Origin of the sequence: Geomonas oryzae, assembly GCF_004117875.1 — a bacterium.
In the GTDB taxonomy this organism is placed as follows: Bacteria; Desulfobacterota; Desulfuromonadia; order Geobacterales; family Geobacteraceae; genus Geomonas; species Geomonas oryzae.
In genome coordinates this window covers 384,371-409,942 of record NZ_RAHW01000005.1, presented here as the reverse complement: position 1 = coordinate 409,942, position 25,572 = coordinate 384,371, and the positions used below count along the sequence as shown (strand labels likewise).

Here is a 25,572-nt window from a genome sequence, read left to right as displayed (position 1 = left end):
TTTGTCTTACGCGGCCGGTCCGCGACGCCGTCACACTGCCGGCAGCTGGGTGGAAAATGGCTCCTTGTATAACTTCGTCATTCTGAGGAAAATGATAAGGTAATTATGGGAAAACTGCACCGGGAATTATCGAAGCGAAGCTTCATGCGAAAGGTCACATTGTTTCGGTTTTACCGGGAGTTGCTGCAGTGGATGGTGCTGAGCCAGCGAGGGGAAACGGTATGAGCACGCGGCAAAGGGTGGAACCCGATACAGAGGAAAATCGTCTGCTCGCTGACAGCGTACATCCAGCAGACTGGGTGAACCCCGAGCCTGCCGGGCGCTACAACCTGGTCGTCGTCGGCGCCGGTACCGCCGGTCTCGTCTGCGCCGCGGGTGCGGCCGGCCTAGGGGGGGAGGTCGCCCTGATCGAGCGCGGTTTCATGGGGGGGGATTGCCTGAACGTCGGCTGCGTCCCCTCCAAGGGGTTTCTGAGAGGCGCGCGCGCCGCTTTCGACGCCCGCAACGGCGCGCGCTTCGGCGTGACCGGCGGGGAGGGAACCGCCGGGGACTTCGGTGCGGCCATGGAGCGGATGCGCAGACTGAGGGCTGGGCTCAGCGGGCATGACGCCGCCAGGCGCTTTAGGGACGAGCTCGGTGTGGATGTCTTCTTCGGGAAAGGACGCTTCACCGGAGCGGATCGCATCGAGGTAGCCGGCGCGACGCTTGTCTTCGCGAGAGCCGCCGTCTGCACCGGCGCCAGGGCCGCGGCCCCGGCCATACCTGGGCTCGCCGAGGTGGGGTACCTCACCAACGAGACCGTTTTCTCGCTCACCGAACTGCCGCGGCGGCTGGCGGTGATCGGGGGCGGCCCGATCGGCTGCGAGCTCGCCCAGGGGGTTGCCCGCTTCGGCGCGCGGGTTTTTCTCATCGAGCACGGCAGGCGGCTCCTCGCACGCGACGATGCCGAAGCCTCCTCGCTGATGCTTCGGGCTTTCCTGCGCGAGGGGATCGAGGTGCACCTAGAGACCGGGGTCAGCGCGGTCGAGGCGCGGGGAGCCGGGAAGGTCCTGCATCTGGAGCGTGAAGGGCGTGACTTCGAGCTCGAGGTGGACGCCATCCTGGTCGGCGCCGGGCGCGCCCCCAACGTCGAGGGGCTCGGGCTCGAGGCGGCCGGGGTCGGCTACGACCGTGAAGGGGTGCGGGTCGACGACACGCTGCGCACCTCCAACCCGCGCATCTACGCCGCCGGGGACGTCTGCTCCCGCCTCAGGTTCACCCACACGGCGGACGCCCAGGCGCGCATCGTCATCGCCAACGCGCTCTTCATGGGAAGGCGCCGCAACTCCGCCCTCACCGTCCCCTGGTGCACCTACACCGACCCGGAGGTGGCGCACGTGGGGTTGACCGAGGCGGACGCCCTTTCCCGCGGCACGGCGCTCGACACCCTTACCATCCCTCTTGCCGAAGTGGACCGGGCGGTTCTGGACGGCGAGGAGGAAGGGTTTGCGCGGGTGCATTTGAAGAAGGGGAGCGACACCATCCTCGGCGCGACCATCGTGGCGCGGCACGCCGGAGAGATGATCGGCGAGGTCGCCCTGGCGATCTCCTCCCGTCTCGGGCTTGCCGCCATCGGCAACACCATCCACCCCTATCCCACCCAGGCCGAGGTGCTCAAAAAGCTCGCCGACCTCCACCAGCGCCGCCGGCTCACCCCGCTCGTGCAGCGGCTTCTGCGCGCCTGGCTTGCCTGGCGAAGAAAATGGTAACGCCCCGCGCGGTTTGTATGCTAGAAATCGCATGTTGCCAAGCCGACTGGGAGCCGAATTCCTCATGAACCCGAAAAAGATCCTCATCGTTCTCACCGCTTGCGCGGCGGTGGCCCTCTTCTTTTATTTCGACCTGCAGCGCTTCCTGACCCTCGAGGCCCTGAAGGCGAACCGCCAGTTGCTGGTCGACTACTACGCCTCCCATACCGTCGGTGCCGTCGCGCTTTTCATGGCGATCTACATCCTGCAGACGGCGTTCTCGCTTCCCGGTGCCGCGGTGCTGTCTCTTGCCGCGGGCGCCGTCTTCGGCCCGCTAGCCGGTACGGTGTACGCCGTGGCGGCGGCCACCATCGGGGCGACGCTCGCCTTTCTGGCCACGCGCTACCTCTTGCGCGACGCGATCCTTGCCCGCTTCGGGGCGCGCCTCGAGGGGATAAACCGCGAGCTCGAGGAGCGCGGCTGGAACTACCTTTTGTTCCTGCGTCTCGTGCCGCTCTTCCCATTTTTCCTGATCAACCTGGCCGCCGGGCTTACGAGGCTCCCGTTGCGCGTCTTCGTGCCCGGCACCTTCGTCGGCATCATCCCCGGAGGCTTCGTCTTTGTGAACGCCGGGGCGAGCCTTGCCACCATCAACTCCCTATCCGACGTCGCATCCCCGCGCGTACTCGGCTCTTTCGCCCTCCTGGGGCTCTTCGCGCTGCTGCCGGTCCTCTACGGCAGGATCACGCGGGGAAAGGGCGCGCGCTGAGTTCTACCCCCTGATGGCCAATGTCTTTCGCTAGCTAACGTCCACCTACCCTCTCCCTTTGGGAGAGGGTAAGGGTGAGGGCGCAGCCAACTGCAACTTCTCACTTCGGGGCAACGCCCTCCCCCCCCCGGGGGGCCATCTCCCCGCCGACTTTTGACATCCCCCAAGTGTCCGTTTACACTCTCATACTCGTCGGGCCCCAATTTTAATAAGAGAGTGGATCATGCCGTTAGAGTCGATCGGAACATTCGAGATAAAGCGCCTTGGCGTGCTGAACGAGCGCGGGGAGGCGGACCCGGATCTCATGCCGCAATTGTCGGAGGAGGAGATCCGCCGCATGTACGAGCTCATGCTGCTCGCCCGCGTCTTCGACGAGCGCGCCGTCGCGCTGCAGCGGGAGGGGCGCATCGGCACCTATCCCCCCATCCTCGGACAGGAGGCGGCCCAGGTGGGAAGCGCCTTCGCCCTCTCCCCTGGCGACTGGGTCTTCCCCTCCTTCCGCGAGATGGGGGTGCACCTCACCCTCGGCTTTCCCATCGCACAGCTCCTGCAGTACTGGGGCGGCGACGAGCGCGCCCAGAAGGCCCCCGAGGGGCTGAACATCTTTCCCTTCTGCGTCGCGGTGGCAAGCCAGATACCACAGGCCGTCGGTGCCGCGCTCGCCGTCCGCTACCGCCGCGACCCTGCGGTGGTGGTGACCTACTTCGGCGACGGTGCTACCTCGAAGGGAGACTTCCACGAAGGGATGAACATGGCGGGGGTCTTCAAGCTCCCCATGGTTTTCATCTGCCAGAACAACCAGTGGGCCATCTCGGTGCCGCTTAAGACGCAGACCGCTTCCCCCTCGATAGCCCAGAAAGCGATCGCCTACGGTTTTGAAGGGGTGCAGGTGGACGGCAACGACGTCTTTGCCGTGTACCGGGCGACGCGTGAGGCGTTCGAGAAGGCGAGGGGTGGGGGCGGCCCCACCTTCATCGAATGCCTCACCTACCGCATGGCCGACCACACCACCGCGGACGATGCCGGCCGTTACCGCCCCCCCGAGGAGGTGGCGCTCTGGCGCGAACGCGACCCGATCGCGAGGCTCGAGCGGTTTCTCGAGGCGCGCGGGGCGTGGACACCGCAGCTGCGGGTCGAGGCGAAGGAAAAGGCGGCGCGTATCATCGACGATGCGATCCGGGAGATGGAGGATGTGCCTCCTCCGGCCCCGGCGGAGCTTTTCGACGGCGTGCTCGCCGCGCTCACCCCGCGCCAGGCCGGGCAGAAGAAGGGACTTTGACATGGCGCAACTGAACATGGTGCAGGCGATAAACCAGGCGCTCGCCTACGAGATGGAGCGCGACGACCGGGTGGTCCTTTTAGGCGAGGACGTGGGGCGCGACGGCGGCGTCTTCCGGGTGACCGAGGGGCTCATGGAGCGCTTCGGCGGCGAGCGCGTGCTCGACACGCCGCTTTGCGAAGCCGGGATCATGGGGGCCGCCATCGGCATGGCTGCCTACGGGTTGCGCCCGGTGCCGGAGATACAGTTCATGGGGTTCACCTACTCCGCCTTTGAACAGCTCTTCGCACACGCCGCGCGCATCCGTTCCCGTTCCCGCGGCCGGTTCACCTGTCCCCTCGTGGTGCGCACCCCCTACGGCGGCGGGATCAAGGCCCCCGAACTGCACGAGGAAAGCACCGAGGCGCTCTTTTGCCAGGTGCCGGGGCTTAAGGTGGTGGTCCCGTCCGGCCCGTACATGGCCAAAGGGCTCTTGTTGTCGGCACTGCGCGACCCCGATCCCGTGCTCTTTCTTGAGCCGACGAGGCTCTACCGACTGATCCGCGAGGAGGTGCCGGAAGGGGAATACCTGGTGGAACTCGGGAAGGCGCGGGTGGCGCGTTCCGGTGGCGCGGTAACCGTGGTCGCGTGGGGGAGCATGCTCGAACGGGTGCTTAAAGCGGTCGATGGCTACGACGCCGAGGTGCTGGATCTCCTCACCCTGAGCCCCTTCGACATCGGGGCGGTGCTCGCCTCGGTGCGAAAGACCGGGCGGCTCGTGATCGTGCACGAGGCGGCAAAGAGCTGCGGTTTCGGCGCCGAGATCGCGGCCACCGTGGCCGAGGAGGCGATCTTGCATCTGCGGGGGCCCGTCCTTCGGGTCACCGCGCCCGATGTCCCGGTTCCGCTGGCGAAGCTGATTGATCACTACCTTCCGGGCGCGCAGCAGATCAGACAAGCCCTCGACGAAGTCTTGCAATACTGATTCATTCCGGGTGGAGTGGCGTGCAGCGGCAGTTTCCCTGCTTTCCCCCCTCCCGACCTCCCCCCTCCGGGGGGAGGAGCTGTGTGTGGCGGTCGGAACGAACGACAGCCTTAAAAAGGAGAAGTGCATGCCTTTCGATTTCAAACTTCCGGATCTGGGCGAGGGGATCACCGAGGTGGAACTGCGCCGCTGGCTGGTTTCGGCAGGCGACACGGTTCGTGAACACCAGCCGCTTTTGGAGGTGGAGACCGACAAGGCGGTGGTCGAGGTCCCTTCACCGAGGGAAGGTGTCGTAGAGCGCCTGCACCGGAAGGAAGGTGAGACGGTGCAGGTCGGGGAGGTCCTTCTCTCCATAGCTGAAGGCGAGGCCGCGCCGCTGCAGCCCCCGCAGCCACCGCAGCCACCGCAGCCACCGCAATCCCAGCAGCGCCCGGCGTCGGTGGGGATCGTGGGCTCGCTTCCCGAGGCTGAGGAAGAACCTGCCGAGGCCGCCATAGAGGCTACGCCTTTCGCCACCCCCATGGTGCGCAGGTTGGCGCGGGAGCGCGGCATCGATCTCGGAACCATCAAGGGGAGCGGGCCGCGCGGCTGCATACGGCCCGAGGACCTGGAGGCGGTCGCTGCCGCCGCGCCTGGGGGGGCGGAGGAGCGCGTACCGCTGCGCGGCCTGCGCCGGACCATCGCCCGCAACGTGACCGCCTCGCAGCGGACCACCGCTTTCGTGACCAGCATGGAGGAGGTGGACATCACCGAGATCTACGAGATGCGCGTGCGGGAGCAGGGGGAGGTGGAATCCCGCGGCACGCACCTTACCTTCCTTCCCTTCTTCATCAAGGCGGTGCAGCACGCCCTGAAGGAGCATCCCCTCCTGAACGCCTCGATCGATGACGAGACCCAGGAGCTGGTCCTCAAACGGCACTACCATTTCGGTCTCGCGGTGGATACCCCCGAGGGTCTCATGGTCCCGGTGATCCGGGACGTGGACAAAAAGAGCATCATCGAGCTCGCCCAGGCGGTCCAGGAACTGGGGCGCAAGGCGCGCGAGCGGAGCATAACGCTCGAGGAGCTGAAGGGGAGCAGCTTCACCATCACCAACTACGGGCATTTCGGCGGCACATTCGCGACACCCATCATCAACTGGCCCGACGTCGCCATCATGGGGTTCGGCCGCATCGTGGAACGCCCCTGGGTGTACCGCGGGGAGATCGTCATCAGGAAGATCCTTCCCCTGTCCCTCACCTTCGATCACCGCGCCACCGACGGGGCCGACGTCGCCCGTTTTCTCGGCAAGGTGCTCCGGTACCTGGAAGACCCTGCTCTCTTGTTTCTCGACTGCGGCTAGAGGCGAATTCAGGGGGGCGCCTTAGGCATACCGATGCGGGATGTGAATCATTTACACATATTTCAGTAGTCCCGGTAGCTCATCGCCTGTCTCACCCTCTCTCGCGCCAGCAGATCGGCCGCCGCGCGGGGCAGGATCTTGTCTGCCGCCGCCCTTTCCAGGGTAAGCCTCGTGTTCCTCCTGATCCGCTCGCTTATCGCGGTGAAGGCATCCTGCTCGCTCCTGCCGGCGTACTCCATGGCCGCCATGATCACCCCTCCGGCATTGGCGATGAAGTCCGGCAGTACCAGGGTGCCTCGTGCCTGCAGTTCCCTTTCCGCTTCCGGCGTTGCCGGGATGTTGGCGCCTTCCAGGACGAGACGGGCCTGGATCTTCCCGACGTTTCCCGCGTGGATCACGTCGGGGGTGGCCGCCGGTACCAGGATGTCGCAGGGGACGGCGAATATCCCGTCGCGCGGCAGCACTTCACCCTTGCCGCAGTCGGCTACGCTCCTCCCCAACCGCTTCACCTCGCTGAGCGCGGCGTGATCGAGCCCCGCAGGATGGTATACCCCGCCTCTCGAGTCCGATACCGCCACCAAAACCGCCCCCTTCCCGGCCAGGAACCGGGCGGTCGCCTTTCCCACGCTGCCGAACCCCTCGATGGCGACCCGTGCCCCCGCCAGATCAAACCCCGCGAAGCCCGCGGCAACCTCGGCGCACTCGGCGATGCCGAACCCGGTGGCGCCGAGCCGGTCCAACGGGAGTCCCCCGATCTCTTCAGGCAGCCCGACCGAGCGACCCGTCTCGTCGCGTATCCAGGCCATGGCCGTCTCGTCGCACCCCATGTCGGGGCCCGGGATGTAGTCCACTATGTCCCTGATCATCCGGGCGAAGACGCGGAAGATCCTTTCCTTGTCCGGGGCAGCGGGGGACGCCACGATACCGGCCTTGGCCCCGCCGTGAGGCAGTCCCGCCGCCGCATTCTTCAGGGTCATGGTCCGGGCCAGGCGGCGCACCTCGTCGAGGCTCACCGTGGGTGACATGCGGACGCCTCCCACCGCGGGGCCTAGTGCCGTGTTGTCGACGACCACGAAGGCCCGCAGCGCTTCCTTGGGAGAGTAAAGCTGGATGACGCGGCAGGGGCCGAATTCGTCGCATGCTGTTTCTGTCATAGCGCACCTCGCAGTATACCGACCGGGCATGTGATGCAGGAAGAACCGACGCTGAAAATCTATCACGTGCAGCAGACGGCGCAACGACGTCGGCGCGAGTTGTCATATCGGAACGATCTCTTGGATCTGCTTTCTTCTATTCCTGCCGCCACCTTCGCTCTGTGGTTGTTTTATTCAGTGAAAATGGTACAGTGTGGCGCGATATCACTCAGAGGTCCCCCGGAATGGCCCACCCCTCCATAACCTGCCCGAACTGCGGGCAACCCACCGACGCCCGTTACGGCTCATGCCTTTGGTGCGGCGCCGCCCTCTCCCGTCCGGGAGGCGCGGTGCGCCGGGTACTGTCGGGCGCTTCCGGGGGCGGTTCCGCCATCAACGGCATCATCGCGGCCAACGTCGTCTTCTACCTCCTGTCGCTTTTCCTGAGTAAAAGAACCGGCATGGAGGGAGGGCTCTTCGGCTTTCTCTCCCCGGATCAGAACAGCCTGTTCCTGTTGGGGGCGACCGGCACCGTTCCGGTTTTCGAGATGGGACGCTTCTGGACCCTCATCTCCGCCAGTTATCTTCACGGCGGGCTTTTGCACATCCTCTTCAACATGATGGCGCTCCGGCAGATCGGGCCCTGGGTGAGCGCCGAGTTCGGCGCGAGCCGCATGTTCGTCATCTACACCGCAAGCGGCGTTGCCGGCTACGTCGCCTCCTGCTTTGCCGGTGTCCCGTTCACCATCGGGGCCTCCGCCTCGGTCTGCGGCCTCATCGGAGCACTCTTTTATTTCGGCAAGAGCCGTGGCGGCAACTACGGCGCCGCGGTATCCCGCGAGGTGAGCGGCTGGCTCATCAGCCTCGTCGTGTTCGGCCTCATCATGCCGGGCATCAACAACTGGGGCCACGGCGGCGGCATCGCGGGGGGGATCATCGCGGCGAAGGTCCTTGGGTACCGCGAGCGGAGCCGGGAAAACGCCGCCCACCACGCCATCGCCATCGTCTGCCTCATCGCGACCCTTGCCGTTCTCGCCTGGGCCGCCTTCCTCTCCATCGCCTACCGCTTCCTCTAGCCCTTCCTCCCCCCCCGTCAGAGACAACCGTTTTCCTTTGCTCCCAATTCTTGACTCGATTGGACCGGTCTAATGCGTAACTGCTTGTTTGCAGGGATAAAATCCGGTATGGTATGACCAAATTTTTCGACGGGAGAGCCTGATGAGCGTCCACGAAGTAAACCACCCCCTGGTGAAGCACAAGATTGGCCTGATGCGCGAGAGCGGCATCAGCACGAAGAAGTTCCGGGAACTCACCTCCGAGATCGCCTGCCTGCTCGCCTACGAGGCCACGAGAGATTTCCAGCTGGAGTCGCGGACCATCACCGGATGGGACGGCAGCAAGTTCGAGATCCAGCAGATCAAGGGGAAGAAGGTGACCGTGGTCCCCATCCTGCGCGCCGGCATCGGCATGCTGGACGGCGTGCTCGACATGATCCCCAACGCCAAGGTGAGCGTGGTGGGGCTCGCCAGGAACGAGGAGACCCTGGAGGCGCACACCTACTTCGAGCGCTTCGTGACCAAACTCGACGAGCGTCTCGCCCTCATCATCGACCCGATGCTCGCCACCGGCGGCTCCATGGCAGCGACCATCGAGATGCTCAAGAAGAACGGCTGCCTCCAGATCCGCGTGCTCTGCCTCGTCGCCGCACCCGAGGGGCTGAAAAAGATCGCCGAGGCGTACCCCGAGATCGACATCTACGTGGCGGCCATCGACGAGCGCCTGAACGAGCACGGCTACATCCTCCCCGGGCTCGGCGACGCCGGCGACAAGATCTTCGGCACCAAGTAGCGCCCCTGCTGTTATCGAGCGGGGGGGTCCCCTCCGTATCTTCCATTCCAAGTGAGGTTTTTGCATGTCCGAAGTAAAAGAACCGGTCTGGCGCCAGGCGCTTTCTGGAGCGCAGATCCTTTTTGTCGCCTTCGGCGCGCTGGTGCTCGTGCCGATCCTTACCGGCCTCAACCCGAGCATGGCGCTTCTGGGCGCGGGGGTCGGCACCATCATCTTCCAGCTCTGCACCGGGCGCGAAGTCCCCATCTTCCTCGGCTCTTCCTTCGCCTTCATCGCGCCGATCATCTACAGCGTGCAGACCTGGGGGCTTCCCGCCACCATGGGGGGGCTCTTCGCCGCAGGCTTTCTCTATCTCGCCTTCTCGGCGGCCATTTACCTGCGCGGCGCGGAGTTCATCCATCGCATCATGCCGCCGGTGGTGGTCGGCCCGATCATCATGATCATCGGCCTTGGCCTCGCCAACGTGGCGGTGAACATGGCCATGGGCAAAACCGGTGACGGCAAGGCCGTTCTCGTCGACTACGACACCGCCCTGCTGGTCGCAGGCGTCTCGCTTCTCACCACCGCCCTCGTCGCCGTGCGCGCCCGCGGCATCTTCCGGCTGTTGCCGGTTCTCTCCGGCGTAGCGGTAGGGTACGTCCTGTCCATCTTCCTGGGACTCGTCGACTTCGCCAAGGTTGCGGCGGCCCCCTGGATCCAGGTTCCGACCTTCGTGAGCCCGCAGTGGAACTGGTCCGCCATACTCTTCATGGTGCCGGTCGCCCTCGCGCCGGCCATCGAGCACGTGGGGGACATCGTCGCCATCGGCGCCGTCACCGGCAAGGACTACACCGTGAAACCGGGCCTGCACCGCACCATGCTGGGCGACGGCCTCGCGGTCTGCACCGCGGCCCTCGTGGGCGGTCCCCCGGTCACCACCTACGCCGAGGTCACCGGCGCCGTCATGATCACCCGCTGCTACAACCCGGTCATCATGACCTGGGCCGCAGGCTTCGCCGTCGTCATGGCCTTCTTCGGGAAGTTCAACGCCATCCTGCAGTCGATCCCGGCGCCGGTCATGGGGGGCATCATGATGCTGCTCTTCGGCTCCATCGCCTCGGTCGGCTTGAACACCCTCATCCACGCCCAGGTCGACATGCACCGTCCGCGCAACCTGGTCATCGTCTCGCTCGTGCTGGTCTTCGGCATCGGCGGGCTTTCCATCAACGTGGCCGGCCAGCACCTGCACGGCGTGAGCCTCTGCGGCATCGCGGCCATTCTCCTGAACCTGCTCCTGCCCAAAGGCGAAGCGGTCCCCATGGGGGGCGACGCCGACGAGGAGGAGCCGGAGACCGCGGTCTAGCGTTTCCGGCAAAGGTGTAACGAAAAGCGCCGGTCCCTGCATGAGGGACCGGCGCTTTTTTTTTGCCGCTTTCCCCTTTTAGCGGGCGTCATCACGTGATTGCCAACGCCGCGCCGCCGGGTATACTCTATTCGCTTGAAATTAGAAGTGGTTAACTTGGTGGCCGGCGCGCCTTTCCGCCGGAAGGAAGCGGACCCGGCGTCAGCCGGGCCTCATCAAAAAGGAGGTCGTCTATGAAGGGGAACGAGCGGGTGATCGAACAGTTGAACGTGCGCCTGGCCGAGGAGCTCACCGCCACCAACCAGTACATGGTTCACGCGGAGATGTGCGAAAACTGGGGCTACAAGCGGCTCCATGCCGCGATCCGCGAGCGTGCCATCACCGAGATGAAGCACGCCGAGAAGCTGATCGAGAGGATCCTCTTTCTGGAGGGGCGCCCGATCGTGAGCCGACTCGACCCGATCCACATCGGCGGAGAGATTCCGAAGATGCACCAGTTCGACCATGCGTTGGAGGAAACGGCGATCCGCGGGTACAACGAGAGCATCAAGCTCGCGGTGGAGCTGGGCGACAACGGGACGCGGGAACTGCTGCAGTCGATCCTGGATCAGGAGGAGAGCCATATCGACGACATCGAGGCGCAACTGGACCAGATCGCCCAGATGGGGGTGCAGAATTACCTGGTGGATCAGGTGGGGTGATTTCAGGCGGGGAAGCGGGTAAGGGAAAGGGCGCCTGGAAGAGTCCAGGCGCCCTTTTTCGTGCGAAGATGGCTCAGGCCTGGGGGGCTCCCTTTTCCAGCTCGGCGAGCCGAGCCCGGAGCGCCTTTTCCTTCTGCCAGCGCACCGACACGTCACGCATCACCGCCACGGTTCCGGCGATCTTTCCCTCGGCGTCCCTGATGATGGTCATCGAGAATTCGGTCGAGATGCGGGAGCCGTCCTTGCGCAGCGCGGGGGCGGCCAGGAGCTCCTTCGCATAGCGCGTGGAACCGGTTTCCATGACCCGGAAATACCCCTCCCAGTGCCGTGCGCGCTGGTTCTCCGGGATGAAGATGTCGAGCGACTGCCCGATGGCCTCCTCGGCGCTGAAGCCCAGCATCTCCTCCGCCCCCTTGTTCCAGAGCCTGATCACGCCTTCCCTGTCTGAAAATATGATTGCGTCGTTGCAATTCTGAACCAGCTGCCGGTACAGTTCCTGATCGCCAAGCTGCGTCATGTCGACCTCCGTGGTGAGATTTTTCACCATCCTACCATACCAAAGCCTACCGTCGTTTTGACTTGAATCAAACAGACAAACCTTTCAAAGCATAAAAGAGAGCCGCAGTCGCCTGCTGTTTTAGTATTAATTATCGGTAATAATGAGGGCGCGGCCTAAAGTACGGCGATCATCTTCCGATACAATCCTCACCGACAGCGAACGCTGTTCTGTCCGGGAGGAGCAATGTTCACTAACAAGCTAATACACAAGATTCTCGCGATCATCGGGATCAACCTGCTGGTGGGGATCACCATTGTCGGCTGCCTCGCGATCTGGCTCCAGTACAGCTCCAGCATGAAGCTGCAGGAGAAGAACAGCCGGACCATGTCCGCCGTCATCGTGGATGAGATTTCGGCCTTCATGATGAAGGACGATGCCAAATCGGTGAAGAACTTGGCCAAAGTCGCGAAGGAGCGAAACTTCGGTTTCGACATCAAGATCTTCGACAAGGAAGGCAAGGATTCGGAAACCGGGGCGGTCAACAAGGATGTCGCCCGAAGCTTGGCCGACGGGAAGCCGGTAGAAATCAGAGAGACGACCGGCGGAATCCACACCCTGAGGATGGCGGTTCCCCTCCGCAACGAAGAGCGCTGCAAGCAGTGCCACGACGCGGGCGACAAGTACCTCGGGGCGGTGCAACTCACCTCCTCGCTCGAGGACGGCTACCGCAGCGCCATAAAGATGATCACCATACTGGTTGCAGCAGGCTGCCTCTTCTTCGTCTGCATGATGCTCTGCATGTACGTCTTCTTCCAGAAAACGGTGATGCGCGACCTGCTCTTCTTCTCCGACAAGCTAAAAGACATAGCCCAAGGGGAGGGGGACCTCACCAAGGAGATCCCGGTCCGCTCGAACGACGAGATCGGCGACCTCGCCCGGCACATAAACCACCTGGTCAACAAACTGCGCGAAACGATCACCGTGCTCTACGAACTGGCCGAACACATCTCCATCTCGCTTTGCCACGTCTCGAGCCGGGCGAGGAACACCGTGGCGTCGTCGGCCGAGCAGAAGGACCGCTCGGAGTCGGTGGCGGTCGCCACGGAGGAGATGGCGGCGACCCTCAACGTGGTGGCGGGGAACACCCACCAGGCGGCGGGCTTCTCCTCCGAGGTGGACGAGGCGGCAAGTCAGGGGATGGGCGTCGTGGACGGGGCGTGCAACTCCATCGTCCTCGTGAGGGAGAACGTGACCCGGACCCTCGACACCGTGGGGAGGCTGGAGGCCTCTTCGGCGCAGATCGGCGACATCATAAACCTCATCGAGGACATCGCGGACCAGACGAAGCTTTTAGCGCTGAACGCCGCCATCGAGGCGGCGCGGGCCGGAGAACATGGCAGGGGGTTCGCGGTGGTCGCCGACGAGGTGAAGATGCTCTCCGAGAAGACGGCAACCTCGACGAAGGAGATCGCCAAAATCATCACCAACATCCAGTCCGAAAGCCGAGAGGCGGCAAGCTCGATCGCCCAGGAGCAGGAGCGGGTCGAGGACGGAGTGGCCAAATCGATGGCAGCCAAGGAGTGCCTGGAGCGGATCCTTGGGCTGGCCGGGGAGACGGCACAGCTTATCAACCAGATCGCCTCGGCGACCGAGGAGCAAAGCGCCACCACCAACGAGATCGCCGAGAAGATCCACGGCGTTTCGGGCTCGGCGTCGGCGGTGCACGAGGACATGCTGGAGAGCGACAAGGCGTTCACGGAGCTTACCCGCGTTGCCGAGCAGATCTTCTCGACGGTAGGGAAGTTCAGCGTCGGCAACAGGCACGATGAGATGAAGCGCATGGCAGCGGAGCTCAGGGACGGCTTCGTCGCGGTCATCGGCGAGGGGGTCGCAGCGGGGAGGATCAGCTTGACCGACCTGTTCGATCGCAACTACAAGCCGATCCCGAACACCGCACCGCAGAAGTACGCCACCGCGTTCGACGGCTTCTTCGACCGTTACATCTCGCCGGTTCAGGAGGCGATCCTTGGTCGCAAGGATTCCATCTTCTTCGCCATCTGCGTGGACGACCACGGCTACGTGGCAAGCCACAACCTGCGCTACTCAAAGCCGCTCACCGGCGACCCGGAAGTGGACAAAGTGAACAACCGTACCAAGCGCATCTTCGATGACAAGACCGGTCTCAAGGCGGCACAGAACACCGAGCCGTTCCTGCTGCAGACCTACATGAGGGACACCGGCGAGATCATGAACGACATCTCGACCCCCATCATCCTGAACAACCGCCATTGGGGTGCCGTGCGTATCGGTTACCGCGCCGAATAAGATCCGATCTCACCCCTTGATTCCATCCGCAGGCCGTCACCGATGCATCGGGGCGGCCTGCCGCTTTTCGCCCCTCCCTTCGTTTGTTTTATTTTGGCGTAAGACGCGCTCCCGCCACCTCCCATATCTTTGCCCGTCCCGAAGCCCGTTTTCACGACGGGGGCACCCCCTGCTTTCCCACGCGCCATAGCCGCCGCAACGTGCCACTCCGTCTAGGAGGGCAGAACAGAAAGAGAAATCAGCGTCAAGGCTTGAGGGTGCATCGTCCCTCGGATCTCGCCCGCGGCCCGGTTAACCTGCCTGTCCTCCTTCGTGTTGTTGTGTTTTCAGAGGCGAAACGATTTTTTATTGTTGACGTGAACGGCAACTTGAGATTAGATTGCATACTGTATACAATGCTTCTTGTGGATGTGTATCGATCGAACGAACGTTCGAAGATCTAAAATAGAGTTATACGGGTTTTTAGTTGACTCGCTTGCCCCTCTTGAGTAGAATCCGGTTCTACTTTTCCGGGAAAAAGGCAAAAATGCCGTCGGATAAGGAGCTTGCGCGGCGGCGGGCTTGATTGCAACACCTTGTTATCTGTCAGCATTCAGCTGATTTAGTTGTAGACAACAAAACAAAACAGGAGGCAGATATGTCCGAGTACGGCACACTTCAAGACCGGGTACAATGCAAACAACTTTTGAACAAGGTCATGGCTCCCGAGCAGACCATTGAGTTCTTCAAGAACGGGATGAACCTTGGCTGGTCCGGCTTCACCCCGGCTGGTTACCCGAAAGTGGTGCCCATCGCCCTGGCTGACCACGTAGAGAAGAACAACCTGCAGGGCAAGCTGAAGTTCAACCTCTTCATCGGCGCTTCCGTCGGTGCCGAGACCGAAGACCGCTGGGCGACTCTGGACATGATCGACCGCCGCTGGCCGTACCAGACCGGCAAGAACATCGCAGCGGGCATCAACGCCGGCCGCATCCGCATGGGCGACAAGCACCTCTCCCTGTTCGCACAGGACCTGGGCTACGGCTTCTACACCAAGGACTCCGAGAGCGGCAAGCTTGACCTCGCCATCATCGAAGTCTCCGCAATCAAGGAAGACGGCTCCCTCGTGCCGACCTCTTCCTGCGGCGTCATCCCCGAGATCCTGATGATCTGCGACAAGATCATCCTCGAGGTGAACACCGGACAGCCCTCCTTCGAAGGGATCCACGACCTGCTGACCCCGCTCACCCCGCCGAACCGTCAGATCTTCGGCATCACCCACGCCGGTGAGAGGATCGGTTCCACCTCGATCCCCTGCGACCCGAGCAAGGTCGTCGCAGTGGTTGAGTCCAAGCTGCGTGACCAGGGTCGCGCCTTCGCCGAGCAGGATGACACCTCCGAGGCGATCGCGAACCACATCATCGACTTCTTCACCACCGAGGTGAAAGCGGGCCGTCTGCCGAAGAACCTCCTCCCGATCCAGTCGGGCGTAGGCTCCATCGCCAACGCCGTTATCGGCGGCCTAGCCAAAGGCCCCTTCAAGAACCTGACCGTCTACACCGAGGTTCTCCAGGACACCATGCTCGACCTGTTCGACTCCGGCAAGCTCGACGCGGCGTCCTCCTGCTCGCTGTCCCTCTCCGCAAGCCCGGGCTTCCCGCGCTTCTTCGAGAACATGGACAAGTACTTCGACAAGATCACCCTGCGTCCGCTCTCCATCTCCAACGCACCGGAGCCGATCCGTCGTCTGGGTTGCATCGCCATGAACACCCCGGTTGAGATCGACATCTTCGCTCACGCGAACTCCACCCTGGTAGGCGGCACCCGTATGATCAACGGCCTGGGCGGCTCCGGCGACTTCCTCAGGAACGGCTTCCTGAAGATGATGCACACCCCGTCCTCCCGTCCGAGCAAGACCGACCCGACCGGTATCTCCTGCGTCGTGCCGCACTGCTCGCACATCGACCACACCGAGCACGACCTCGACTGCGTCATCACCGAGCAGGGTCTTGCCGACCTGCGCGGCCTGGCTCCGAAGGAGCGCGCCCGCCGCATCATCGAGAAGTGCGCCCACCCGGATTACAAGGCGCAGCTCACCGAGTACCTCAACATCGCCGAGAAGGACTGCCTGGCGAGGAAAGTCGGCCACGAGCCGCAGCTTTGGGACCGCGCGTTCAAGATGCACCTCAACCTCGAGAAGAACGGCACCATGAAGCTCAAGAACTGGGATGTGAAGATCGACCTCTGCGAGGACTAAGAGTTCGCAGCAGAATCGTTGCCGCAACAAGAGCGCCCCGCCGGGAAACCGGCGGGGCGTTTTTTATGTGGTGCGAGTTTTCCGGTGACTGGTTGGACTGGTTGGAAAACGGGAAGGCTGCCGGGGGGCTGATGGGAGCTGCTGAGGGCTGCTGAGGGCTGCTGAGGGCTGCTGAGGGCTGCTGAGGGCTGCTGAGGGCTGCTGAGGGCTGCGGGGCGGGCTAGGAGCGTGCCTTGGGGTGGGCCTTGTCGTAGACCTCCATCAGCTTGTCGATGCTGACGTGGGTGTATTTTTGGGTGGTGGAAAGCGAGGCGTGGCCCAAGAGCTCCTGGATCGCCCTCAGGTCGGCGCCACCCTCGAGGAGATGGGTGGCGAAGGTGTGGCGCAGCGTGTGGGGCGAGACCTTGCGCATGGCAGCGATGAGTAGCATGTGGGCGTCGACGATGCGCGCGACGCTCCTCCTGGTGAGACGCCCGCCGCGGGCGTTAAGGATGAGCGGTTCGCAGGCCTGCGGGTTGCCGCGCTCCTCGAGGTAGGCGGCGAGCGCGTTCCGGGCGCACGAGCCGACCGGCACGATGCGCTCCTTCCCCCCTTTGCCCAGCACCCGCGCCAAAGCGCCGTGGAGGTCCAGGTCGCCGACGTTCATCCCGGTGAGCTCGCTCACCCTGAGCCCGCAGGAGTAGAGCGTCTCGAGTACGGCCCGGTCCCTTAACGAGAGCATGTCCCCGCCGCGCGGCGCCTCGACGAGGGATGCGACCTGGTCGATGTTCAGGTGAAAGGGGAGGCGCTTTTCCTTCTTCGGGGTGCTGACAAGTTCGGCGGGGTTTTTCTCCACCTTCCCCTCCCGCAAAAGGTAGCGGAAAAGGGCCCTGATGGCGGAGAGCTTTCTGCCGATGGAGCTCTTCGCGTGCCCCTTGTGCAGGTGGGCCAGGTAGCGCCTGATGGCGAGGTGATTCACCTCGGAGACGGCGACGGCGCCGTGCGGGTCGAGGAAAAGGGCGAACTGCTCTAAGTCGCTTCGGTACGCGGCGAGGGTGTGCTGCGAGACGTTGCGCTCGTTTTCGAGGTAGCTGCAGAATTGCTCGATGGCCCGTTTCATGGTATGGGAATCTACCTCAGTGCGCGGGGACTTTACAACAGCTTTTGAAGGGGAGGGGGCATGTACCAGGTGTCGCTGCAAAGGGTGGCGCGGTATGAACGGGCAGAGGTGGAAGAAGGACTCGCGCGCCTGCTCGAACCGTTAGGGGGGATGGAGCGTTACGTGCAGCCGGGCGAACGTGTGCTCATCAAGCCGAACCTCCTCTCTGCGAAGCCGCCGGAGGCGGCGGTGACCACCCACCCCGAGGTGCTGCGCGCCGTCATCCTTGCCGTAAAGCGGGCCGGCGGCATCGCGCTCGTCGGTGACTCCCCCGGCGTCGGGAGCGGCAGGCGCGTCGCCGAGCGCTCCGGAATGATGCGCGTCATCGAGGAGACCGGGGCGGAGTTCGTCCCGTTCGAGGAGAGCGCCACGGTCGGCGGCACGGGGACCTTCCGCGAGTTCGAACTCGCGCGCCCCTACCTCGAAGCGGACCGCCTGATCAACCTGCCGAAACTCAAGACGCACGAGATGATGACCATGACCTGCTGCGTGAAGAACCTCTTCGGTGCCGTGGTCGGGACCCGGAAGGCGGCTTGGCACCTGAAGGCCGGGGCGGACAAGGAGCTCTTCGCGCGGATGCTCATCGAGGTTTATATGCTGCGCGAGCCGGACCTGAACATCGTAGACGCGGTGGTGGCGATGGAGGGGGATGGGCCGGGCAGCGGTGACCCCTGCCAGGTCGGGCTTTTGATGGCGGGGGACAACGCGGTGGCCGTGGACCAGGTCGCCGCCGAGGTGGCAGGGATCCCGAAGAAGCTCCTCTACCTGGAGAGCGCCGCACGCGGCATGGGGCTTCCCGGGAGCGTGCGGGAGGAGATCACCGTCTGCGGCGGAGACCCGGCGTCCATGCTCGCGCGCCCCTTGCGCCTTCCCCATCTCTCCGACGTTCAGTTCGGCCTCCCCGGGGGTTTGAAGAACCGGCTGCGTCACCAGTTCACCTCGCGGCCGGAGGTGGCGCCGGAGAAGTGCGAACTCTGCGGCATCTGCGTGAAGGCGTGCCCACCAGAGGCAATCCGGGTGCAGGGAGGGAGGCTGCGCTTCGACTACCAGCGCTGCATCCGCTGTTTCTGCTGCCGAGAGCTCTGCCCCCACGCCGCGCTCACCTTGAAAGACGGCTTCCTGCTTCGGCTCATGAAGAAGTCGGGGCGCTCCCTCTAGGGGGCGGGTTGACAGGGGAGGGGGGCGCCATTATATTTTTGCCATCCTCCGGGATGCACACAGCGAGGGATGCAAATCCAAAGGGAAAAGGAGATCGCGAATATGTGGACCAATTTCTACATGATCCGTCCGGTAACCCGCTGCAAGGAAGGCTGCCCTAGTTGGCCCGCCGGGTAAAAGCGGCGGGCGGATCGCACACGGAAAAGCCCCCCGGTACTCTCTCGGGGGGCTTTTTGTTTGTCTCGCTTTCATCACGCCGCGCTGAAGACGAGCTCTCCCCCGCCCGATATGCAAAGGCAGTGAGGGTACCGTGTGCCGTAAAGCCGCCCACGGGAGCCCTTTGGATTGACAAGTGTGGAGAATTCCGCTATTCTGCGCACCGGTGCGTACGCCCGCTATCCCAGCTAAAGGTATTGAATGATTAAAGTCACCCTGCTCATACTCGCACTTTTGTTGCCTTGCACCGCCCTTGCGGCCCCCGCGCTGCCTGCGCCGGATTCCGGGCGTGCGGAACTTAAGACGCAGCAATTAGCCTCCGCCGACCTCGCCCTTTCCAAGGGGCTCGGCCTCACCGCTGCCGATTTCCAGGATGATGACGATCTTACCGATGACCCGGACGACTTCGAACTGAAACTCCCCGAGATGGAGCTGCCGGATTCCGACATCCCCCTTACTTTCAACTCCAAGGTCGAGTATTTCACCCGTTACTTCCAGGGCCCCGGGCGGGGCGCCTTCGCCAAGTGGCTTTCCAGGAGCGAGCGCTACATCCCGATGATGAAGACGGTGCTCAAGAAGGAGGGGCTTCCCGAGGACCTGGTCTACCTTGCCATGATCGAAAGCGGCTTCCTGCCGCACGCGGTCTCCGTGGCGGCCGCGGTCGGCCCCTGGCAGTTCATGCCGGCCACCGGCAAGCGTTATTCACTGCGCATCGACTACTGGATGGACGAAAGGCGCGATCCCCTGAAGGCGACCGTCGCCGCGGCGCTCTACCTGAAAGAGCTTTACGCCCTCTTCAACAACGACTGGTACCTCGCCGCAGCGGGGTACAACGCGGGCGAAAACAAGATCCTGCGCGCCATCAACATGTACAACACCCGGGACTTCTGGGAGATCTCCAAGGGGAGCTATCTGGCCCGGGAGACCAAGGACTACGTGCCGAAGCTTCTGGCCGCCGCGATCATCGCCAAGGAGCCCGCGAAATACGGCTTCGCCGACGTCGCCTATCTTCCCCCCATCGACTTCGACCAGGTTTCCGTCCCCACGCGCACCGACCTCGATGTGATGTCCAAGGCCTGCAACGTGCCGATGCAGAACCTCCGGGAGCTGAACCCGGAACTGCGCCGCGGCACCACTCCGCCGGACTACCCGGGGTACCTCCTCAAGGTCCCCAAGGGGAGCGGCGCCACCTGCCAGGAGGCGTACGCCAAGATCCCCGAGGGGGAGCGCTTTGTCGAGCGCGTGAAGAACGTCCAGTACCGGGCGAAAAAGCGCGACACCCTGGACTCCATAGCACGACGCTTCAAGACCACGCCGCAAGCCATCGCCGAGCTGAACAACCTGGGCAAGAAGAAGGTCAAGTTGCACGGCAAGGTGCTGACCGTCCCGGTGCAGCTGGCTTCGGCCGACGTTGCCTCCCATGCCGCGAAGCCGCCCCAGGTCGAGGCTAAGGCCGAAATTAAGGCCGAGGCGAAGGCCGAGCTCAAGGCCGAAGTCAAGGAAGTCCACAAGTACTACACCGTGAAAAAGGGAGACACCCTGACCTCGCTCGCCAGGAGGTTCAACGTCACGGCCCGCCTGCTCTCGGCCTGGAACAACCTGAAGACCAGGGTCGCCCTCAAGCCGGGCAAGCGCATCATCGTGGCCAAGTACCAGAAGAAGGGGAACCCGGCCAAGGACGAGGGATAGGCCCCGTCCGTCTCACCGCAGCACCTACAACCACCTGACCCGCACCACGAAAGGATAAATCAGCCGATGTACAACCTTCTCATTTCCGCAGGCGCAGCTGTCGCAGTTTTCCTCATCGTTTCCCTCGCCGCCGGCTTCCAGTACTGGTGGGCCGCGCTTTTGGGCGCCATGATCGTCTTCACCGCCTGCTTCGTCCTCATCGCCCGCAGCGTGACGAAGAAACTCGAGGTCCTCATGGAAGGGGCCATGAAGGACATCCAGGCGCAACGCTTCGAGAAGGGTATCCGCGATCTTAAGTCCGCCCTGCGCTACGCGAAGTGGCAGATCTACGTGGAGAGCCAGATCAACTCCTCCATCGGCATGGTCTACTTCGTGCGCCGCGAGTTCGCCACCGCCTTTCCCTACCTGGAGAAAGGGTTCTTCAAGAACTGGGTAACCATGGGGATGCTCGGCGTCACCTACATGAAGCGCAACAAGCACGACAAGATGAAGGAGACCTTCGACAAGGCGATCATGGCGACCCCCAAGGAGTCGCTCCTCTACGCCCTCTACGCCTACTGCCTGAACGAGATCGGGGAAAACGTGAAGGCGTGCGAGATCGCGGCCAAGGGTCTGGCGAAGCTCCCCGGAGACGAGAACCTGAAGGTCAACCTGGAGCTTCTGCGCGAAGGGAAGAAGATGAAGATGAAGGGGTACGGCGAGATGTGGCTCCAGTTCCACCTGGAGAGCTTGGCCGTGATCCAGAAACAGCAGATGGCCGCCATGGGGGGCAAGCGCCGTATCATCAGAAAATAGCTTGTAAAGATATCCGAAAAATGCAATATTGGGCTGTTTTTTTAAGACGGGCTTCTCTGCTCGTCTTTTTATTTGTAGACGAGCCAAAGATAAAGGAGCAGTAAAGACATGCAGGAGAAGATCAGAAACATCGCCATCATCGCCCACGTCGACCACGGCAAGACCACCCTCGTGGACGCCATGCTGAAACAGTCCGGGGTGTTCAGGGAGAACGAAGCGATCACCGAACGCGTGATGGATTCCAATGACCTGGAGAAGGAGCGCGGCATCACCATCCTCGCCAAGAACCTCTCCATCCACCACGGCGGATACAAGATCAACATCGTCGACACCCCGGGCCACGCCGACTTCGGCGGCGAGGTGGAGCGCGTACTGAAGATGGTCGACTCCGTGCTGCTTCTGGTGGACGCCCTGGACGGGCCGATGCCGCAGACCCGCTTCGTATTGAAGAAATCCCTCGACCTGGGACTCAAGCCGATCGTCGTCATCAACAAGGTCGACCGCCCCGGCGCGCGTCCTTCCGAGGTCGTCGACATGGTGTTCGACCTGTTCTGCGAACTGCAGGCCTCCGACGCCCAGCTCGACTTCGCCATCTGCTACACGAGCGCCAAGATGGGTTACGCGATGCGCGAGATGGAGCACCCCTCCGACAACATGGAGCCGCTCTTCGAACTCATCAAGGAGAACGTGCATCCCCCCGAAGGGAACGCGGATGCCCCCTTCCAGCTCCTTGTCACCAACATCGACTACAACGACTACATCGGCCGCATCGCCACCGGAAAGATCTTCAACGGCAAGGTGAGCTCCGGCGAGACCGTAGCCCTCATCAAGCGCGACGGCACCATCTCCAAGGGGCGCGTCACCAAGCTGCTCGGCTACGAGGGGCTGAAGCAGGTTGAAATCGCCGAGGCCTACACCGGCGACATCGTCACCATCGCGGGCTTCACCGAGGTGGGGATCGGCGAGACCCTCGCCGCCGCGGACAACCCGATGCCGCTTCCCTACGTGGCGATCGACGAGCCGACCCTCTCGATGAACTTCATCGTCAACTCCTCCCCCTTCGCCGGGCGCGAGGGGAAACTGGTCACCTCGAGGAACATCCGCGAACGCCTGGACCGGGAGCTGAGGACCAACGTCTCGCTAAGGGTCGCCAACACCGCCAACGCCGACACCTTCCAGGTTTCCGGGCGCGGTGAGCTGCACCTCTCCATCCTGATCGAGAACATGCGCCGCGAAGGTTTCGAGATGGCGGTGTCCAAGCCCGAGGTCATCATGCGCATGGTGGACGGCGTGCGGCACGAGCCGATGGAGTACCTCGTGGTGGACGTCCCCTCCGAGTACCAAGGCGCCATCATCGAGCGCATGGGTCCCAGGAAAGGGGAGATGGTCTCCATGAACCCGATGGGGGAGACGGTGCGCCTCGAATTCATCGTCCCCGCCCGCGGCCTGATCGGCATCAGGGGCGAGTTCCTGACCGAGACCCGCGGCACCGCGGTGATCACCCACACCTTCCACAACTACGCACCCTACAAGGGTGAGATCCCGGGACGGAAAAACGGCGTCCTGATCGCCATGGAGCAGGGCGAGACCACGGCCTACTCGCTCGACGCGCTGCAGCCGCGCGGCATCCTCTTCCTCGGCGCAGGCGTCGAGGTGTACGGCGGCATGATCATCGGCCAGCACGCCAAAGACAACGACCTCGAGGTGAACCCCTGCAAGGGGAAGAAGCTCACCAACGTGCGCGCCTCCGGCAGCGACGACGCCATCAAGCTCACGCCGCCGCGCGTGCTCACCCTCGAGCAGGCGCTGGAGTTCATCGACGAGGACGAACTGGTCGAAGTGACCCCGGTCTCCATACGCCTGAGGAAAAAGGAGCTCGACCCGACCAAGCGCAAGCGCGCCGGCAGGGCCTGATAAAAGCACCCCCGCAGCCTGACGCCAGGGCTGCGGGGATTTCACGATTTCACCGACCGGAGGAGACACCCATGCACTCTCGTTCCCTGCGTTACCTGGGCCTTTTCGCCGCGCTCTCCCTGATCAGCGCCTGCGCCTCGACCCCGGCGCCGGTGAAGACGCCTGAGACCTACTTCAAGGAAGGGGAGACCGCCTACGCGTCCCGCAACTACGAGGAGGCGATCAACCAGTTCAAGAAGGTGAAGGAAAGCTACAGCTCACCCGAGCTTTCGGCAAAGGCCGAGCTGAAGATCGCCGACGCCCACTTCGAAAACGGCGCCTTCATCGAGGCTGCCGCGGCCTACGAAGACTTCCGCAAACTCCATCCCGGCAACGAAAAGGCCCCCTACGCGCTCTACCGTCTCGCCCTCAGCAACTACAACGAAATCACCGGGATCGATACCGACCAGACCGCCGTGAAGAACGCGGTGCACTACTTCCAGGAGTTCCTGGCGCAGTACCCCGCTTCCGAGTACGTGCCGCAGGCCAAGGAGAAGCTGGCCGACTGCCGTGCGAAGCAGCTTGCCTACGAGAACTACGTCGGGAATTTCTACGTGAGGACGAAGAAGTACCCCTCGGCGATCAAGCGTCTCAACGAGGCGTTGCAGCGTTTCCCCGGCGAGCCGGGGCTGGCCGACACCCTGGTGAACCTCGAGCAGGCGTACCGGAAATCCGGAGATACGGCGCGGGCGGAGGAGATGCGGAAACGTCTCGATACCGAGTACCCTGCGCGGCTGCGCGAGGCGAAGGGGGAAGGGAAGTCGAGTAAGGGTGACCGGGGCGAAGAGCTCCCGATGATCATCTTCAAGGACGCGAAGTAAGAAGGGAAATGAGGCGCGCCTTCCGAGTGGAGGGCGCGCCCTGTTTCTGGGCGCCGGCTCAGGCCACCAACTGGTGCTGCTTGTTGCCGGCACCGCCGTTTTTACGCCCCTTTTTCTGGCGGTACATCCTCTGGTCGGCGAGGCGCCAGGATGCCATGAGTTCGTCACCGTTTTGTGCGGTTGCCGCACCTATGGAGAGGCTGAGCGGATGCGGGACGTGCCCTCCGTTGCTCTGGGCCAGATGCTGCTGCAGCCGCTCCATCGCCTCGCGCAGTGCCGTCTCGTCGGTGTTCGGGAGCAGGGCAGCGAACTCGTCGCCCCCTACACGAGCCACCACATCCTCCCGCCGGAAGGCGTTTTTCAGCACCTCGGCGGCGTGCTTCAGGAGCTCGTCCCCGGCCGCGTGCCCCTGTTGGTCGTTGGTCTCCTTGAGACGGTCGACGTCGGCCATGACGATGCTCACCGGGAACTTCCTCCCTTTCTTCAGCCGCTCCAGCTCTTCATCGAAGTAGGCGCGGTTGTAGATGCCGGTCAGGATGTCGTGGCTGCTCAGGTAACGCAGCTTCAGTTCGGCCTGCTTTCTTTCCGAGATGTCGAGGAGCGCTCCGACCACACCGCCTGAACTGGTTCCGGGCTTTTTGAAGCTTGCACTGTAGAAGATGACATCCCGACGCTCGCCGTCGGCGCAGGTGATGCTTCCTTCGAAGCTGCGCGGGCCGCTCCCCGCTTCGGCGGCCTCCTCGCCCCTGGTGTACAGCGCGGCCAGGTCCCGCGGGAGGATGTCGTGGATGCTCTTGTTGACGTTTTCACCTCGCTTGATGCCGATCTGCTCCTCGAAGGCCTTGTTGCAGCCGAGGTAGAGGCCGTTTGGGTCGTTGTAGAAGATCGGGGTGGGGAGCGTGTCGATGAGGACCTGGATGAAGTCCAGCTTCTCCTTCAGTTCCTCCTCGTGGCGCCGGCTCTGCTGGCGTAGCGCCGCTTCCGCTATCGAGCGCTGCACCGCCGGGACAAGGCGGGCGAGGTTACCTTTCAGCACGAAGTCGTCGGCACCGGCGCGGATGGCGGCAGCGGCCGCCTCCTCCCCGACCTTCCCGGAGATCATCAGGAAGGGGATGTCGGAGCCCTTTTCCTTGAGGATCTGCAGCGCCTGCAGCCCGGAAAAGCCGGGCATGACGTAATCGCAGATGATCACGTCCCAGGGCGCGCTCTCCAGCGCTTCGATGAGGCCCTGGGCGTTGTCCGCACGCCGGGAGTGCACGTCGAAGCCCCCCTGTTCGAGCTGTATGACGATGAGCTGGGCGTCGTCCGGTGCGTCTTCTACGATAAGGACCCTGAGCAGTCTCTTCATAACCGTTTTCTCCGATAAATCAGGGGATTGGGTCGCCGGGCACCACGGAATTGTAAACTATGGCGGCGCAAAAGCAAGTCCCGTGCCGGATGGTGAGAGTCTCCCCATGTGAGCGGGGAGGGGGCCGGCACGCGCCCCGCGCGATGCTCATGAAGATCCCATCGGCAGGAACGGTTGCGACTAAAGAAATTAATTTTTTATCATTATTTTTGCACCGCGCAACCTCTAACGATAATTAATTTTCCGCCGCGTCTTGGTCGACGCCGGGAGGGATTCGGCATGTCCCAAT

At 63.3% G+C, this 25,572-nt stretch carries 20 protein-coding genes; 16 read left to right on the top strand and 4 right to left on the bottom strand.

What is annotated here, in order from left to right:
• The first annotated feature begins 221 nt into the window (after positions 1–221).
• The 5 genes from D6Z24_RS14860 (at position 222) to D6Z24_RS14840 (ending at position 6,081) form a co-directional block, all read left to right on the top strand.
• Positions 222–1,748 (top strand): mercuric reductase, encoded by a 1,527-nt coding sequence (locus D6Z24_RS14860; protein WP_129127377.1) that lies wholly within the window; start codon positions 222–224, stop codon positions 1,746–1,748.
• Between the two features lie 64 nt (positions 1,749–1,812).
• On the top strand, positions 1,813–2,496 hold the full coding sequence (locus D6Z24_RS14855; protein ID WP_129127376.1) for a TVP38/TMEM64 family protein: 684 nt from the start codon (positions 1,813–1,815) through the stop codon (positions 2,494–2,496).
• Positions 2,497–2,719: 223 nt separating this feature from the next.
• Positions 2,720–3,775, top strand: coding sequence for a pyruvate dehydrogenase (acetyl-transferring) E1 component subunit alpha (pdhA, locus tag D6Z24_RS14850; RefSeq protein ID WP_129127375.1), 1,056 nt, complete (start codon positions 2,720–2,722; stop codon positions 3,773–3,775).
• Between the two features lies 1 nt (position 3,776).
• The gene (locus tag D6Z24_RS14845; protein WP_129127374.1) at positions 3,777–4,739 is read left to right on the top strand and encodes an alpha-ketoacid dehydrogenase subunit beta; all 963 of its coding nucleotides are present in this window, start codon (positions 3,777–3,779) and stop codon (positions 4,737–4,739) included.
• Between the two features lie 127 nt (positions 4,740–4,866).
• Positions 4,867–6,081 (top strand): dihydrolipoamide acetyltransferase family protein, encoded by a 1,215-nt coding sequence (locus D6Z24_RS14840; protein WP_129127428.1) that lies wholly within the window; start codon positions 4,867–4,869, stop codon positions 6,079–6,081.
• 62 nt (positions 6,082–6,143) lie between these two features.
• Here D6Z24_RS14840 and D6Z24_RS14835 read toward each other — a convergent pair whose 3' ends face one another.
• Positions 6,144–7,235, bottom strand: a complete 1,092-nt coding sequence (locus D6Z24_RS14835) for a Glu/Leu/Phe/Val family dehydrogenase (protein ID WP_129127373.1) — start codon at positions 7,233–7,235, stop codon at positions 6,144–6,146.
• Between the two features lie 224 nt (positions 7,236–7,459).
• On the opposite strand from D6Z24_RS14835, the gene D6Z24_RS14830 reads away from it, so the two are divergent.
• The 4 genes from D6Z24_RS14830 (at position 7,460) to bfr (ending at position 11,105) form a co-directional block, all read left to right on the top strand.
• A complete protein-coding gene (locus D6Z24_RS14830) occupies positions 7,460–8,290 on the top strand; it encodes a rhomboid family intramembrane serine protease (RefSeq protein ID WP_129127372.1) in 831 nt (276 codons plus the stop codon).
• Between the two features lie 142 nt (positions 8,291–8,432).
• Positions 8,433–9,062: a uracil phosphoribosyltransferase gene (gene upp / locus D6Z24_RS14825; RefSeq protein ID WP_129127371.1), complete on the top strand. Its 630-nt coding sequence runs from the start codon at positions 8,433–8,435 to the stop codon at positions 9,060–9,062.
• Positions 9,063–9,126: 64 nt separating this feature from the next.
• Positions 9,127–10,404, top strand: a complete 1,278-nt coding sequence (locus D6Z24_RS14820) for a uracil-xanthine permease family protein (RefSeq protein WP_129127370.1) — start codon at positions 9,127–9,129, stop codon at positions 10,402–10,404.
• Between the two features lie 233 nt (positions 10,405–10,637).
• Positions 10,638–11,105: a bacterioferritin gene (gene bfr / locus D6Z24_RS14815; RefSeq protein ID WP_129127369.1), complete on the top strand. Its 468-nt coding sequence runs from the start codon at positions 10,638–10,640 to the stop codon at positions 11,103–11,105.
• Between the two features lie 73 nt (positions 11,106–11,178).
• Here bfr and D6Z24_RS14810 read toward each other — a convergent pair whose 3' ends face one another.
• Positions 11,179–11,622 carry a PAS domain-containing protein gene (locus D6Z24_RS14810; RefSeq protein WP_129127368.1) on the bottom strand — a complete coding sequence of 148 codons (444 nt, stop codon included), beginning with the start codon at positions 11,620–11,622 and terminating at the stop codon, positions 11,179–11,181.
• Positions 11,623–11,847: 225 nt separating this feature from the next.
• On the opposite strand from D6Z24_RS14810, the gene D6Z24_RS14805 reads away from it, so the two are divergent.
• Together D6Z24_RS14805 and D6Z24_RS14800 are read left to right on the top strand one after the other, a co-directional pair.
• Positions 11,848–13,929, top strand: coding sequence for a methyl-accepting chemotaxis protein (locus D6Z24_RS14805; protein ID WP_129127367.1), 2,082 nt, complete (start codon positions 11,848–11,850; stop codon positions 13,927–13,929).
• A gap of 637 nt (positions 13,930–14,566) precedes the next feature.
• Complete coding sequence (locus tag D6Z24_RS14800) at positions 14,567–16,165, top strand: acetyl-CoA hydrolase/transferase C-terminal domain-containing protein (protein WP_129127366.1); 1,599 nt, start codon at positions 14,567–14,569, stop codon at positions 16,163–16,165.
• Positions 16,166–16,385: 220 nt separating this feature from the next.
• Here D6Z24_RS14800 and xerC read toward each other — a convergent pair whose 3' ends face one another.
• Positions 16,386–17,264, bottom strand: a complete 879-nt coding sequence (xerC, locus tag D6Z24_RS14795) for a tyrosine recombinase XerC (protein ID WP_129127365.1) — start codon at positions 17,262–17,264, stop codon at positions 16,386–16,388.
• A 60-nt stretch (positions 17,265–17,324) separates the two neighbouring features.
• Here xerC and D6Z24_RS14790 point away from each other — a divergent pair, with 60 nt between their 5' ends.
• The 5 genes from D6Z24_RS14790 (at position 17,325) to D6Z24_RS14770 (ending at position 23,935) form a co-directional block, all read left to right on the top strand.
• Positions 17,325–18,461 (top strand): DUF362 domain-containing protein, encoded by a 1,137-nt coding sequence (locus tag D6Z24_RS14790; RefSeq protein WP_129127364.1) that lies wholly within the window; start codon positions 17,325–17,327, stop codon positions 18,459–18,461.
• A 417-nt stretch (positions 18,462–18,878) separates the two neighbouring features.
• Positions 18,879–20,366, top strand: a complete 1,488-nt coding sequence (locus tag D6Z24_RS14785; protein ID WP_129127363.1) for a lytic transglycosylase domain-containing protein — start codon at positions 18,879–18,881, stop codon at positions 20,364–20,366.
• A gap of 66 nt (positions 20,367–20,432) precedes the next feature.
• The gene (locus D6Z24_RS14780) at positions 20,433–21,161 is read left to right on the top strand and encodes a tetratricopeptide repeat protein (protein ID WP_129127362.1); all 729 of its coding nucleotides are present in this window, start codon (positions 20,433–20,435) and stop codon (positions 21,159–21,161) included.
• A gap of 108 nt (positions 21,162–21,269) precedes the next feature.
• Positions 21,270–23,075, top strand: coding sequence for a translational GTPase TypA (gene typA, locus D6Z24_RS14775; RefSeq protein ID WP_129127361.1), 1,806 nt, complete (start codon positions 21,270–21,272; stop codon positions 23,073–23,075).
• Positions 23,076–23,146: 71 nt separating this feature from the next.
• Complete coding sequence (locus D6Z24_RS14770) at positions 23,147–23,935, top strand: outer membrane protein assembly factor BamD (RefSeq protein ID WP_129127360.1); 789 nt, start codon at positions 23,147–23,149, stop codon at positions 23,933–23,935.
• A 58-nt stretch (positions 23,936–23,993) separates the two neighbouring features.
• Here the strand turns inward: D6Z24_RS14770 and D6Z24_RS14765 are convergent, their stop codons facing one another.
• Positions 23,994–25,283: a sensor domain-containing diguanylate cyclase gene (locus tag D6Z24_RS14765; protein WP_129127359.1), complete on the bottom strand. Its 1,290-nt coding sequence runs from the start codon at positions 25,281–25,283 to the stop codon at positions 23,994–23,996.
• Positions 25,284–25,572: the final 289 nt, after the last annotated feature.